The sequence below is a fragment of the Mesorhizobium sp. WSM2561 genome (assembly GCF_000513915.1).
In the GTDB taxonomy this organism is placed as follows: domain Bacteria; phylum Pseudomonadota; class Alphaproteobacteria; order Rhizobiales; family Rhizobiaceae; genus Mesorhizobium; species Mesorhizobium muleiense.
The window spans coordinates 88,455-101,815 of sequence record NZ_AZUX01000007.1 but is presented as its reverse complement, the minus strand read 5'-3'; the positions used below and the strand labels follow the sequence as shown (position 1 = coordinate 101,815).

Here is a 13,361-nt window from a genome sequence, read left to right as displayed (position 1 = left end):
GCCCTGCCGGGCATCTCCCCCGCAAGGGGGGAGATCGGCCCTCATCGATGTTTTCGCCAATCACGAAGACGAGGGTGCCTGATGGGTCACGATCTCGTTCCGCGACGTCAGCGCAAGAACGCAAAATCCATGCGTCGCCTGATGACCGATGCCGAGTTGAAACTGTGGAACGAGCTTCGCGCCCATCGATTGATGGGGCTTAGCTTTCGCCGACAGGTGCCGATCGGACCTTACATTGTTGATTTTGCCTGTCCGACACACCGGCTGGCCGTTGAGGTCGATGGCTCCCAGCACGCGGACGCTGAACACGCCGAGGCCGATGCAGCACGCAGCGCTTATTTGAAGAGCAGCGGCTGGACCATCCTGCGTTTCTGGAACGACGACGTCATTCGCGACATCGACAATGTCTGCCAGCACATCGTCATCGAAGCCGGCCTGGCCGCTGCCGAAATGCCGGCCGGCGAACCAGCGAGGGAGGTAGTTCCATGATCGACCATCTTGGCATCACCGTTTCCGATTTCGACGTGTCGAAAGCTTTCTACGACAGGGCGATGGCGCCGCTCGGTGCCTCGCTGCTCTACATGGTGCCGCAGGAATACACTGGTGGCGCCAGGGTCGGCGGCTATGGCCGCGACCGGCCGGTGTTCTGGCTGCATCAAGGCAAGGACAAGCCGAAGGACCGCCAGCATGTCGCCTTCACCGCGCGCAGCCGCGCTGAAGTCGATGCCTTCCACGCCGCCGCCATCGCCGCCGGGGGCAAGGATAATGGTGGGCCGGGCCTTCGTCCGCACTATCACGCGAACTACTATGGCGCCTTTGTCTTCGACCCCGACGGCAACAATGTCGAAGCCGTCTGCCATACCCCGGAGTGAAGTGATGAGCCTGGATAACAGACCGGTCTACACAGGCGGCTGCCAGTGCGGCGCCGTGCGTTTCCGTGTCGAAGGCGCGCTGGGCGACGCCTCCGTCTGTCATTGTCGCATGTGCCAGAAAGCAAGCGGCAATTTCTACCTGCCGCTGGTGTCGGTGCGTGGCGCAAAACTCGACTGGACGCGCGGCGCGCCCAAGCGCTTTCGTTCCTCCAACGCCGCCTGGCGCGGTTTTTGCGCCGATTGCGGCACGCCGCTGACTTTCGAGGCGCCCGACGGCATCGCACTCGCCATCGCGGCCTTCGACCATGCGGAGGAGATCGCGCCGACCATCCAGTGGGGTACCGAAGCAAAACTCCCCTATGTCGATCACATCCACGAATTGCCTGGCGAGGACACGATGGCCGATGTTTCGTCGTCCTCCTATCTCGCCGATCTCGTTACTTACCAGCACCCCGACCACGACACCGATCAATGGCCGCCGGAGGAAAGATCATGACCGAAACCGTTCGAACCGGCGGCTGCCAGTGCGGCGCCGTGCGTTTCCGCATTCGTGGGGCGCTTGGACGCCCTTCCATCTGCCATTGCCGCATGTGCCAGAAACAGTTCGGTTCCTTCTTCGGCGCGCTGGTGACGGTGCCGAAGGACGGTGTCGAATGGGTGCGCGAGGAGCCGAGCTATTTCCAGTCGTCGGTCAACATCGATCGCGGCTTTTGCAGCCGCTGCGGCACGCCGTTGACCTACAGGCAGCCTGGCGGGCTTGAGATCGCCATCGGCGCCTTTGACGATCGCTCCGACCTCGCACCGCAGATCCAGATCAACTATGCCGCCCGGCTGCCTTGGGTGGAGAAGATCTTCGACGCGCCGGTCCATGACGATCCTGACTACTACACCCGGCAGGAATCGATCATCTCCTTCCAGCATCCGGATCACGAGACGGCCAATTGGCCGCAGCAGGGCCTGAAATTATGAGCAATGACCTGCGCACCCTCTATCCGGAGATCGAGGCCTTCGACTCAGGCATGCTCGATGTCGGCGATGGCCATCAGGTCTATTGGGAGCGTTCCGGCACCAGGGGCGCCAAGCCGGCCGTGTTCCTGCATGGCGGACCGGGCGGCACCATTTCGCCAAAGCACCGACGGCTGTTCGATCCGAAGCTTTACGATGTCATCCTGTTCGACCAGCGCGGCTGCGGGAAGTCGACGCCCAACGCCTCGCTCGAGGCCAACACTACCTGGCATTTGGTCGCCGACATCGAGCGCCTGCGCGACATGTGCAGCTTCGACAAATGGCTGGTGTTCGGCGGCTCGTGGGGCTCGACCTTGGCGCTGGCTTATGCCGAGACGCACCTCGAGCGGGTCAGCGAACTGGTCGTGCGCGGCATCTACACACTGACGCGCGCGGAGCTCGAATGGTATTATCAGTTCGGCGTCTCGGAAATGTTTCCCGACAAATGGGAGCGCTTCCTGGCGCCGATCCCTGAGGCCGAGCGCGGCGACATGATGGCCGCCTATCGCAAGCGGCTGGTCGGCAGCGACCGCAAGGCACAGGTCGAGGCCGCCCGGGCCTGGAGCCTGTGGGAAGGCGAGACGATCACGCTGTTGCCCGATCCGGAAACCAGCAGCCGGTTTGGCGAAGACGATTACGCCGTCGCCTTCGCCCGCATCGAGAACCATTATTTCGTCCATGCTGGCTGGCTTGAGGAAGGGCAGCTGCTGCGTGATGCTTTCAAGTTGAAGGACATCCCCGGCACCATCGTCCATGGCCGCTACGACATGCCGTGCCCGGCGCGCTATGCCTGGGCGCTGCACAAGGCGTGGCCGAAGGCGGACTTCCATCTGGTCGAGGGCGCCGGCCATGCCTATTCGGAGCCGGGCATCCTCGACTGGCTGATCCGGGCGACGGATAAGTTTGCGGGGAAATGATCATGGGCCGCGAGCGCCTCTATCTCTTCGACACCACACTGCGCGATGGCCAGCAGACGCCGGGCATCGACTTTTCGGTCGAGGACAAGATCGCCATCGCCGGGCTGCTCGACGGGTTCGGCGTCGATTATATCGAAGGCGGCTATCCCGGCGCAAATCCGACCGACACGGCCTTCTTTGCCAAGCACCGCACGGCCACCGCCAAATTCGTCGCCTTCGGCATGACCAAGCGGGCAGGGGTGTCGACCTCGAACGATCCAGGCCTTGCGGCACTGGTCCAGTCGAAGTCGGACGCCATCTGCTTTGTCGCCAAGAGCTGGGACTACCATGTCCGCGTCGCGCTGGGCTGCACCAACGAAGAAAACCTCGAGGCGATCAAGGCGTCGGTCGAGGCGGCGGTTGCTGCCGGGAAGGAAGCACTGGTCGACTGCGAGCATTTCTTCGACGGCTTCAAGGCCAATCCCGATTATGCGCTGGCTTGCGCCAGGACCGCTTACGACGCCGGCGCGCGCTGGGTGGTGCTGTGCGACACCAATGGCGGCACGCAGCCGTCGGAAGTGCGCGCCATCGTCGAGAAGATCATCGAGGCAGGCATACCGGGGGACCATCTCGGCATCCATGCCCATGACGACACCGGCCAGGCGGTGGCAAATTCGCTGGCCGCCGTCGAGGCCGGCGTGCGCCAGGTCCAGGGCACGCTGAACGGCATCGGCGAGCGCTGCGGCAACGCCAATCTGATCTCGATCGTGCCGACGCTGGCGCTGAAGCCGGCCTTTTCCAACCGCTTCGAGACAGGCATCTCGGCCGAAGCATTGGCCGGCATATCGCGCCTGTCCCGCGCCTTCGACGAATTGCTGAACCGCGCGCCGGAAGCGCAGGCGCCCTATGTCGGCGCTTCCGCCTTCGCCACCAAGGCCGGCATCCATGCCTCGGCGCTGGCCAAGGAGCCGGCCACTTACGAGCATGTGCCGCCGGAAGCGGTCGGCAACCGCCGCCGGGTCATGGTCTCGGACCAGGGCGGCAAGGCCAACTTCCTCGCCGAGTTGAAACGGCGCGGCATCGAAATGCCGAAAGACGATCACCGGCTGGACGCGCTGATATCAGTGGTCAAGGAGCGCGAGGCCGAGGGCTATGCCTATGAAGGCGCCGATGCCAGCTTCGAGCTGCTGGCGCGCAAGATGCTGCACGGCCTGCCGGAATTCTTCAGCGTCACCTCGTTCCGCTGCATGGTCGAGCGCCGCTTCGACGCCAATGGCCAGCTGAAGACGGTCTCAGAGGCGATCGTCAAGGTGCTGGTCGATGGCGAGGAGAAGATGTCGGTGGCGGAAGGGCACGGTCCGGTCAACGCACTCGACATCGCGCTGCGCAAGGATCTTGGAAAATTCCAGAACGAGATCGCTGACCTCGAGCTTGCCGACTTCAAGGTGCGTATCCTCAATGGCGGCACCGAGGCGATCACGCGTGTGCTGATCGAATCGCACGATGCGACCGGCGCCCGCTGGTGGACGGTCGGCGTCTCCGAAAACATCATCGACGCTTCATTTCAGGCGCTGATGGATTCGATCGTCTACAAGCTGATGAAGAACCGCGAAATGGCCGGGCTGGTCGCGGCGGAGTAGGATTGAACCATCAGCGAAAGTCCATTGATCCATCAGAACTTTGCGATGGTCTTGGCCCGGCGGCTGGCGCATAGCGTTGGGCCATGGCCACGGACGCAATTCAGCTCGAAGCAGACTCAAAGGCCCGGCGCGGATTCCTGCTGGCGCTGGGCGCCTATCTCCTGTGGGGGTTGCTGCCCTTCTATATGAAGGCGGTCGCACATCTGCCGCTGGCCGAAGTCATCGCGCACCGCATCGTCTGGTCGGTGCCGATCGCGGCGGCCGTATTGATCTGGGCCGGCCGCACGGCGGATTTCAAAGCGGCGTTGCGTTCGCCGCGCATCATTTCCATGGCGGGGCTGACGGCGGCGCTGATTTCGGTCAACTGGGGCATCTATGTCTGGGCCATCGCGGTCGACCGTACCATCGAGACCGCGCTTGGCTACTACATCAACCCGCTTGTCAGCGTCGTCGTCGGCGCGCTGCTGCTCAGCGAACGGCTCGACCGGCTGCAAATCGCGGCGGTGGTGCTGGCGGCCATCGCGGTCGCGGTGCTGACGATCGACGCCGGCAAGCTGCCCTGGGTGTCGCTGGTGCTGGCGTTTTCCTTCGCCGCCTACGCCTTCTTCCGCAAGACGCTGCCGATCGGTCCCAGCCAGGGTTTCTTGCTTGAAGTGCTTTTGCTGTCGGTGCCGGCGCTCGGCTACATCATCTTCCTCATCGTCACCGGGCAGGACCATTTCGTCTCCAGTTCCCTGAACGATACCGCACTGCTGATCGGCTGCGGCCCGGTCACCGCCATACCGCTGCTGCTGTTTGGCTTCGGGGCCAAGCTGCTGCGTCTCTCCACCATCGGCATCATGCAGTATATCGCGCCGACCATTGTGTTCCTGATCGCCGTGCTGATTTTCGGCGAACCCTTCGGCAGCACCCAGGCCATCGCCTTCGGCCTGATCTGGGCGGCGCTGGCGATCTATTCCTGGTCGATGTTCCGCGGCCGCGAGATCCGGCCGGCAATGCGTTAGAGCGAGGATTTTCGATGTACGTGCTGCACATAGCAAACAAGAATTATTCCTCGTGGTCGCTGCGGCCATGGGTGCTGATGCGGACATTGGGCGTCCCCTTTGAGGAGCGGCTGACACCGTTTCCGACCGGATCGAGCTGGAGCCTCTACCGGCCGTTCTCGCCCAGCGGCCTCGTACCGTGCCTGATTGACGACGGCTGGGCAGTTTGGGATTCGCTCGCCATCACCGAATATCTGGCCGAGCGCCACGCTGGCGTCTGGCCCGCCGACGCGAAGGCGCGAGCCTGGGCGCGGTCGGCAGCGGCCGAAATGCATTCGAGCTTCACCGCCTTGCGCGGCTCCTGTCCGATGAACTGCGGTGTCCGCGTCGCGCCGGTGCCGATGTCGGATGCGCTGAAGCACGACCTCTTTCGTCTCGGCGATCTCTGGGACGATGGGCTTCGCCGCTTCGGCGGACCGTTCCTGGCTGGCGATCGCTTCACTGCCGCTGACGCCTTCTTTGCCCCGGTGGCGTTTAGGGCTCAGTCCTACGGACTGTCCTTCGAGGGCGCAGCTGCCACCTATCCGGCGCGATTACTGGCTCTGCCGGCGATGCGCGAATGGTACGCGGCAGCCCTTGCAGAGGTGTGGCGCGAGCCGAACCACGAGGCAGAGGTGCGCGCTGCCGGCACTGTCATCGAGGATTTTCGCGCGACCTTGTAACGGTGCCGCTACATCCCGCGCCCCAGCCGCCTGACGAACAGATAGACGACCACCGCGACCGCGAGCGATATCGCCGACGCCACCCAAAAGCCCACCGGCGTGTCGACCAGCGGCAGCCCGCCGACATTCATGCCGAACAGGCCTGAGACGATCGTCATCGGCAACAGCACCGCGGTCATCACCGACAGCATGTAAAGCAACTGGTTCGACTGCGTCGTCAGCTTGGCCATCAGCTCGTCCTGCAAGAGCCGGGCGCGGGCCTGCAATTGCTCGCCGTCATGATGCAACGTATGGGCGCGGTGCGAAAGCCGTGCCGCCATGTCGTTGATTGCGTCCGGCAGGTCATTGCGATGCGAATGGTCGAGATGGCGGAACAGGCTGGTCAGCGTCGCCATCTGCCGATGGATCACCACCAGTTGCCGGCGCGCATCGACCAGCGCCTGCCGCTCATTGTGCCATGCATCGCAGACGATGCGGTCCTCGATGCCATCGAGCGTGTCGCCAAGGCCAGCGAGTTCCGTCGTCATGCCGTCGAGCGACTGGCCCATGACAGCCTCGATCAGTTCGGCCGGAGAGCGGAACTTTCGCGATCCGTTGTCGATCGCCTTGCGGATTTTGTCGACCGATTGCAGCGGTTGCTTGCGGCCGCCGATCAGCATCGTGTCGTTGAAGGCGAAGCGGAAATGGCCAAGCCCGCGCGCCTCCGCCGAATAGTCGTGGCGCAGGTCCGGCAAATCGCCGTACAGCCAGTCGCCCTCGAGGTCGATATGGCAGCCATGGCCGGCCGACAGGAAGGCATCGCGCACCGGCGGCGGCAAAGCCGGCTCGGTGGCGATCTCGTGGCGCGCGCGCATGTCGGAAAGCTGGTAGCTGCGCCAGGTCCAGTGTGTGGCGGTCGCGTCTTTGGTTCTCGCGCCTTCGGCGGTGAAGTAATAGACGAAGAACAGCCCGTGCTCGTCCGGCAGGTAAGGCGACAGATCGCTGCCGTCTGGATTGAGAGGGATGTTCATGATCGCGTCGCCAGTCTCTCGAATACGCCGCGTGGCGGCGACCTAGACTGTGATTATTAGCACGGGCGAACCGTTTTCGTGTGACTGTTTTGACGGTCATCCGAGGCGGCGTACCAACGCCGTTGTTTGGAGCCAGTTTGGAATAATACGTCGTTGACTCGCGTTTGCGTAAAGAGCACGACGCAATCCATGCGGAGGACGTCCGATGCATGCCGGCTTCCCACGAAGCCTACTCATAGCGGTATTGGGAGCCGTCATTGCGGGCTGCGCTGGCTTTTCGGCGCAGAAAACGGGGGCAATAACCGGCTATGGCCCCAACCCAACCTTACCGAAACCAAGACCGACGCTGATCCCGACCGTCAACATCGCCGAGGCGAAAGGCTGGCAGAAAGGTGGTATGCCGACCCCGGCGAACGGGCTGACGGTGAACCCCTACGCCACCGGCCTCGACCATCCGCGCTGGCTGCACGTGCTTCCGAACGGGGACGTGCTGGTTGCCGAAACCAATGCCCCTGCCAAGCATGACGAAGGCTTCCGCCTTAGAAAGGTCTTTATGGACCTGGCTATGAAGCGCGCCGGGGCCGCGACCAAAAGCGCCAACCGCATCACGCTCCTGCGCGACACCAATGGCGACGGCATTGCGGATGTGCGCAGGACGTTCGCAGAAGGCCTCAATTCTCCCTTTGGTATGACGCTGTCCAAAGGCATTCTCTATGTAGCGAATACCGACGCGCTTGTCGCTTTCCCCTACTCCAATGGCCAGACCCGAGCCACAACGCCGCCGGAAAAGATCGTCGACTTACCGGCCGGAGATCTCAACCATCATTGGACCAAGGATGTGATCGCAAGTCCGGATGGACGCAAGCTCTATGTCACCGTCGGCTCCAACAGTAACGTTGGAGAAAACGGCATGGCCGCGGAGAAGAACCGCGCCGCCGTCCTTGAAGTGGACCGGTCGACCCGCCGTACCCGGGTCTTCGCGTCAGGGCTGCGCAACCCGAACGGGCTCTCCTGGAACCCTGAAACCGGCAAGCTTTGGGTCGCCGTGAACGAGCGTGACGAGATCGGCGACGATCTTGTGCCGGACTATATGACCTCGGTTCGTGACGGCGCTTTTTACGGCTGGCCCTACAGCTATTTCGGACAGAACGTCGACGAACGCGTCAAGCCGCAGCGCCCCGGTCTCGTGGCTAGGGCGGTCAAGCCCGACTACGCGCTGGGTTCCCATACCGCCTCGCTGGGACTGACCTTCTCCAAAGGGGCGTCGCTCGGCCCAGCCTACGGCAACGGCGCGTTCGTTGGTCAGCACGGCTCGTGGAACAGAAGTGTGCTCAGCGGTTACAAGGTGATCTTCGTGCCGTTCCGCGGTGGTAAACCGAGCGGTCCCCCGAAAGATGTGCTCGCTGGCTTCGTCGGGCGTGACGGCAGGGCGATGGGCCGTCCGGTCGGCGTTGCTATCGATCAGAGCGGCGCACTGCTCGTCGCCGACGATGTCGGCAATGTCATCTGGCGGGTCAGTAGGTCAGTAGGTCAGTAGGTCAGTAGGTCAGTAGGGCAGTAGGGCAGTAGGGCAGTAGGGCAGTAGGGCAGTAGGGCAGTAGGGCAGTAGGGCAGTAGGGCAGTAGGGCAGTAGGGCAGCGCCTCATGAGCGCGGCATGCACTACATACTCCCCTATACCCTAAAGCTTGTCGATCACCGACTGCACGCCTTCGGTCGGTGCGTCGACCGACGATCCCGCGACCATGATGGCAGCGACGATCGCTTCCGGATCGTCGACCACCAGCGGCCTGACCCGCTGCGCGGTGTGGATGAAGCCTTCGGCCATCATATGGTCGAGCAGCGCCAGCATCGGGTCCCAGAATCCTCCAACGTTGCCGAAGACGATCGGCTTGCGATGATGGCCGAGCTGGCCCCAGGTCATGATCTCGATGATTTCCTCGACCGTGCCGATGCCGCCCGGAAGCGCCACAAACGCGTCGGATTTCTCGAACATCGTATGTTTGCGCTCGTGCATGTTTTCGGTGATGACGAGCTCGTCAAGTCTGTCAAGCGCGGTTTCGGTGGCCTCCCTGTTGATCAGGAAGCGCGGAATGATCCCCGTCACCTTGCCGCCGGCCCGCATTGCGCCCTCGGCGACGGCTCCCATGATGCCCCTGGTGCCGCCGCCATAGATCAGACGCAGGCCGGACTTGGCGATCGAACGCCCAAGCAGGTGTCCGGCCTTGGCATAGGTTACATCGCGGCCCGGAGACGAGCCGCAATAGACGCAGATGGATCGAATCGTGTTCATGAGATGATTGGTGATTGGGTCTTTATTCGCGGTCAAGCCCGGGCGGGTTTTTTCTTGTCGGCCCCGTTTATTCGTATCGGCCCTTTTTCTTGTCGGTCCCCCTTGTTCTTGTCGCCTTGGGCAAAACAGGCTAGACCGCATTAGGTGGCTAAGGGCAGGGAAATATGGCAATTAATCCTTTGAAGGCGTTTTTGTTCGTCGTCGGCGGCTCCGTCGCCGCGGCGGGAACCGCCTATGTGTCGGGCGCGCTCGATCCGTATCTCACTCGCACGCCGCCGGCGGAAGTGGCATCGCTGACGCCGCCGGTGGAGACGCCGGCCGAACCAGTGACCGATGCACCGCCGCCGCCGGCGCCTGCCGCTGGTGCGATGGCACCGGCAGCGCCGGCGGCGGCCGATGCGATTGCGCCGACTTTCGACATCGTTCGGGTCGAGATCAAGGGCTCTATTGTCGTCGCCGGCAAAGCCGCACCCAACGCCAAGGTCGAGATTCTCAACGGTTCGACGGTTCTCGGCTCGACGGTCGCCGGTGCCGATGGCGCTTTTGCCATCGTTCTCGACGATGCGCTGAAACCCGGCGATTACACGATCGCGCTGCGCTCGATGACCGGCAATGTCGTGACCCCCTCGGCGCAGACGGCTATCGTCTCGATTCCCAAGAGTCCTGCTGGCCAGGTGCTGGCGATGATCGAGGAGCCGGGCAAGGCCTCCGAATTGCTCACCGTTCCTCCACCCGAGACAAAGCCTGAATCGCCGCCTGCCGGCGACAAGGCGGCCGCCCCGGCTTCCGAGGACTCCGCTGCCGGGGACTCCGCTGCCGCAGCACCAGCCGCACCGGCTGCCACGGCGCCGGCCACCGTCGACGCCGCCCCCGCGCCCGCTCCGGGCGGGCCGGCCGCACCGGCGACACTAGCTGCAGGGCCAAAGGTCGTCGTCGAAGCGATCGAGATCGACGGCAACAAGATCTTCGTCGCCGGGCTCGCCGACCCCGGCCGCAAGGTGCGCGCCTATGCCAACGATATCTTGCTCGGCGACGCGAAGACTTCGCCCGACGGTCATTTCCTGGTCGAGGCGACGCGCAACATTCCGGTCGGCACCTATACGATCCACGTCGATGCGCTCGATGCCGACGGGGTCAAGGTGGTGGCCCGTGCCGCCGTGCCGTTCGAGCGCGAGCCGGGCGAGTCGATCGCCGCCGTGGCGCCTGCCGAGGCAAAGCCGGCCGCGCCGGCAACCACGCCTGCGGCGCCCGCGACCGAGGCGCCAGCCGATGTGGCGGCTGCGACGCCCCCGACCGGAGTGCCCGAGACCGCGGCGCCGAAGCTCGAACACGCCGACAGCGCCGTTATCATCCGCCGCCGCGATACGCTGTGGCGGATTTCGCGGCGCGTCTACGGCCAAGGCGTTCGCTACTCGACCATCTACCTCGCCAATCAGGATCAGATCAGGAATCCCGACCGCATCTGGCCGGGGCAGGTGTTCAAGGTCCCCGGAAAATCGCAGGAAGGCGAAGCCGCCAACCTCAAGGCGATGGGCGACCAGATGACGACGGCCCCGACAAAGGCCAACTAGAAATCCTTTTCTTCTCTAGCGGGCTCTTGCGGAAAGTGCATTCATCGTCTATCGCCGATAGACGATGAACGCTCCCTTGACCGAGAAGACCTGCGGCTTCGCCGACAGCCAGACCGTCGCCGCGAAGCTCGCCGCGCTTTCGCATCCGACCCGGATCGAAATTCTCCGGCACCTTTCGGCCAGCCGCTCCTGCTGCTGCCGCGAGGTCGTCGACCATCTCGACCTGGCGCAGTCCACCGTTTCGCAGCACCTAAAGATATTGGTCGATGCCGGGCTCGTCCGCTACCAGCCGGATCGGCAACGCTCGCGCTATGAAGTCGACAGCGATGCGCTCGAAGATGTTTCCGCATCGCTCGCCGCGCTGGTCAATTCGTGCTGCTCCGGCCGCTAGACCATCATCCCGGACCGCGTCAGCGAAAAGTGGAAGCCGATTTTCGGAAAAGATCGTGGTCAAGCAATAAGAAATACGAAAAGGCGATAAAATGGCCAAAAAAACCGTCTCCGCCGATTCTGGCTCGACCTTCAAGACATTGCGCAATCTTTGGCCCTATATGTGGCCGGCCGACCGTGCCGACCTTCGGGCGCGGGTGGTGTGGGCGACCGTGCTTCTGGTCGTCGCCAAGCTGACACTGGTTGCCGGTCCGTACTTCTTCAAATGGGCGACCGACGCGCTGGCTGGTGACGCCAAGTCGGCGCCGCCGCTGCCGGCCTTCCTGCTGGCGCCAGTCATGCTGGTCATCGCCTACAATGTCGTGCGGCTGGTGCAGCTCGGTTTCAACCAGCTGCGCGACGCGCTGTTTGCCCGCGTCGGCCAATATGCGGTGCGCCAGCTCGCCTTCCGCACTTTCATCCACATGCATCGATTGTCGCTGCGCTTCCATCTCGAGCGCCGCACCGGCGGCCTGTCGCGCATCATCGAGCGCGGCACCAAGGGCATCGAGACGATCGTCCGCTTCACCGTGCTCAACACCTTGCCGACCATCCTCGAATTCGCGCTGACAGCCGGCATCTTCGCGGTCACCTATGGCTGGAAGTACGTGGCTGTGGTGGCGGTGACGGTCTGGCTCTATATCTGGTTCACCATCAGGGCGAGCGACTGGCGCATCGTCATTCGCCGCGACATGAACGACAGCGACACCGATGCCAGCACCAAGGCGATTGACTCGCTGCTCAATTTCGAGACGGTCAAGTATTTCAACAACGAGGGCATGGAAGCCGAGCGCTTCGACCGTTCGATGGCGCGCTACGAGACCGCTGCCACCAGGATATGGACCTCGCTCGGCTGGCTGAACTTCGGCCAGGGCGTCATCTTCGGTCTCGGAACGGTTATCGTCATGTGCCTTTCGGCGCTGGAGGTGCAGGCGGGCACGCAGACGGTTGGCGACTTCGTCTTCATCAACGCCATGCTGATCCAGCTTTCGGTGCCACTAAACTTCATCGGCTTCATCTATCGCGAAATCCGCCAGGGCCTGACCGACATCGAGCAGATGTTCGATCTGCTCGATGTGCCGCAGGAGATCGTCGACAAGCCGGGGGCCAAGCCGCTGGTCGTCGGCTCCGGCAAAGTCGAGTTCCGCGACGTGCAGTTTTCCTACGATCCCAACCGCAAGATCCTGAAAGGCATCAGCTTCGAAGTGCCGGCCGGCAAGACGGTTGCCATTGTCGGGCCATCGGGCGCCGGCAAGTCGACCATTTCGCGGCTGCTGTTCCGCTTTTACGACATCCAGGGCGGCAAGATTCTGATCGACGGCCAGGACATTCGCGACGTGACTCAGCAGAGCTTGCGCGCGGCGATCGGCATGGTGCCGCAGGACACCGTGCTGTTCAACGACACCATCGCCTACAACATCCGCTACGGCCGCGTCGATGCCAGCGAGGAGGATGTGCGCAAGGCGGCAGAACTCGCCCAGATCGGGCCGTTCATCGAGCGGCTGCCCGACGGCTACCGTTCGATGGTCGGAGAGCGCGGACTGAAACTGTCCGGCGGTGAGAAGCAGCGCGTGGCGATCGCCCGCACCATTTTGAAGGCGCCGCCGATCCTTATGCTCGACGAGGCGACCTCGGCTCTCGACAGCCATACCGAACAGGAGATCCAGGCGGCGCTCGACCTCGTCAGCAAGGGTCGCACCACCATCGTCATCGCCCACCGGCTGTCGACGGTGATTTCGGCCGACGAGATCATCGTGCTGCAGGACGGCCAGATCGCCGAGCGCGGCACACATGCCGCCTTGATGCGCAAGGCCGGCCTGTACGCGTCGATGTGGGATCGCCAGCGTGAGGCAACCGAGGCCGAGGAGCGGTTGCGCATTGCTCGCGAGCGCGACGAGTTCGGCGTTGTCGTCCGCCGCCGCCCCTCCGAGGTGTCGTAGCC

At 63.4% G+C, this 13,361-nt stretch carries 14 protein-coding genes; 12 read left to right on the top strand and 2 right to left on the bottom strand.

Features of this window, described 5'->3' with window-relative positions; translation table 11 throughout:
- Positions 1–81: 81 nt before the first annotated feature.
- The 8 genes from M727_RS0110810 to M727_RS0110775 all read left to right on the top strand — a co-directional run bounded on the left by M727_RS0110810 (position 82) and on the right by M727_RS0110775 (position 6,118).
- Positions 82–489, top strand: coding sequence for a DUF559 domain-containing protein (locus tag M727_RS0110810; protein ID WP_027152706.1), 408 nt, complete (start codon positions 82–84; stop codon positions 487–489).
- Complete coding sequence (locus M727_RS0110805) at positions 486–872, top strand: VOC family protein (RefSeq protein ID WP_027152705.1); 387 nt, start codon at positions 486–488, stop codon at positions 870–872. Before M727_RS0110810 ends, M727_RS0110805 begins: the two co-directional genes overlap by 4 nt.
- Before the next feature lie 4 nt (positions 873–876).
- Positions 877–1,368: a GFA family protein gene (locus tag M727_RS0110800; protein ID WP_027152704.1), complete on the top strand. Its 492-nt coding sequence runs from the start codon at positions 877–879 to the stop codon at positions 1,366–1,368.
- Complete coding sequence (locus M727_RS0110795; RefSeq protein ID WP_023800738.1) at positions 1,365–1,841, top strand: GFA family protein; 477 nt, start codon at positions 1,365–1,367, stop codon at positions 1,839–1,841. The genes M727_RS0110800 and M727_RS0110795 overlap by 4 nt, the downstream gene beginning before the upstream one ends.
- Entirely contained in the window at positions 1,838–2,794 is a 957-nt protein-coding gene (pip, locus tag M727_RS0110790) for a prolyl aminopeptidase (protein ID WP_027152703.1), read from the top strand. The genes M727_RS0110795 and pip overlap by 4 nt, the downstream gene beginning before the upstream one ends.
- 2 nt (positions 2,795–2,796) lie before the next feature.
- Positions 2,797–4,413, top strand: a complete 1,617-nt coding sequence (gene cimA / locus M727_RS0110785) for a citramalate synthase (RefSeq protein WP_027152702.1) — start codon at positions 2,797–2,799, stop codon at positions 4,411–4,413.
- 83 nt (positions 4,414–4,496) lie between these two features.
- Positions 4,497–5,417, top strand: coding sequence for an EamA family transporter RarD (gene rarD / locus M727_RS0110780; RefSeq protein ID WP_027152701.1), 921 nt, complete (start codon positions 4,497–4,499; stop codon positions 5,415–5,417).
- A gap of 14 nt (positions 5,418–5,431) precedes the next feature.
- Positions 5,432–6,118, top strand: a complete 687-nt coding sequence (locus tag M727_RS0110775) for a glutathione S-transferase family protein (protein ID WP_027152700.1) — start codon at positions 5,432–5,434, stop codon at positions 6,116–6,118.
- 8 nt (positions 6,119–6,126) lie between these two features.
- On the opposite strand, the gene M727_RS0110770 is transcribed toward M727_RS0110775, so the two are convergent.
- Positions 6,127–7,128 (bottom strand): transporter, encoded by a 1,002-nt coding sequence (locus M727_RS0110770; RefSeq protein WP_027152699.1) that lies wholly within the window; start codon positions 7,126–7,128, stop codon positions 6,127–6,129.
- Between the two features lie 205 nt (positions 7,129–7,333).
- Here M727_RS0110770 and M727_RS0110765 point away from each other — a divergent pair, with 205 nt between their 5' ends.
- A complete protein-coding gene (locus M727_RS0110765) occupies positions 7,334–8,665 on the top strand; it encodes a sorbosone dehydrogenase family protein (RefSeq protein WP_027152698.1) in 1,332 nt (443 codons plus the stop codon).
- Between the two features lie 142 nt (positions 8,666–8,807).
- Here M727_RS0110765 and M727_RS0110760 read toward each other — a convergent pair whose 3' ends face one another.
- A complete protein-coding gene (locus M727_RS0110760; RefSeq protein WP_027152697.1) occupies positions 8,808–9,419 on the bottom strand; it encodes a TIGR00730 family Rossman fold protein in 612 nt (203 codons plus the stop codon).
- 164 nt (positions 9,420–9,583) lie between these two features.
- Here M727_RS0110760 and M727_RS0110755 point away from each other — a divergent pair, with 164 nt between their 5' ends.
- From M727_RS0110755 to M727_RS0110745, 3 genes are all read left to right on the top strand, one after another.
- Positions 9,584–10,990 (top strand): Ig-like domain-containing protein, encoded by a 1,407-nt coding sequence (locus M727_RS0110755; RefSeq protein WP_027152696.1) that lies wholly within the window; start codon positions 9,584–9,586, stop codon positions 10,988–10,990.
- Positions 10,991–11,054: 64 nt separating this feature from the next.
- Positions 11,055–11,381, top strand: coding sequence for a metalloregulator ArsR/SmtB family transcription factor (locus tag M727_RS0110750; RefSeq protein WP_027152695.1), 327 nt, complete (start codon positions 11,055–11,057; stop codon positions 11,379–11,381).
- A gap of 91 nt (positions 11,382–11,472) precedes the next feature.
- Positions 11,473–13,359, top strand: a complete 1,887-nt coding sequence (locus M727_RS0110745; protein WP_027152694.1) for an ABC transporter ATP-binding protein/permease — start codon at positions 11,473–11,475, stop codon at positions 13,357–13,359.
- The last annotated feature ends 2 nt before the right edge of the window (positions 13,360–13,361 follow it).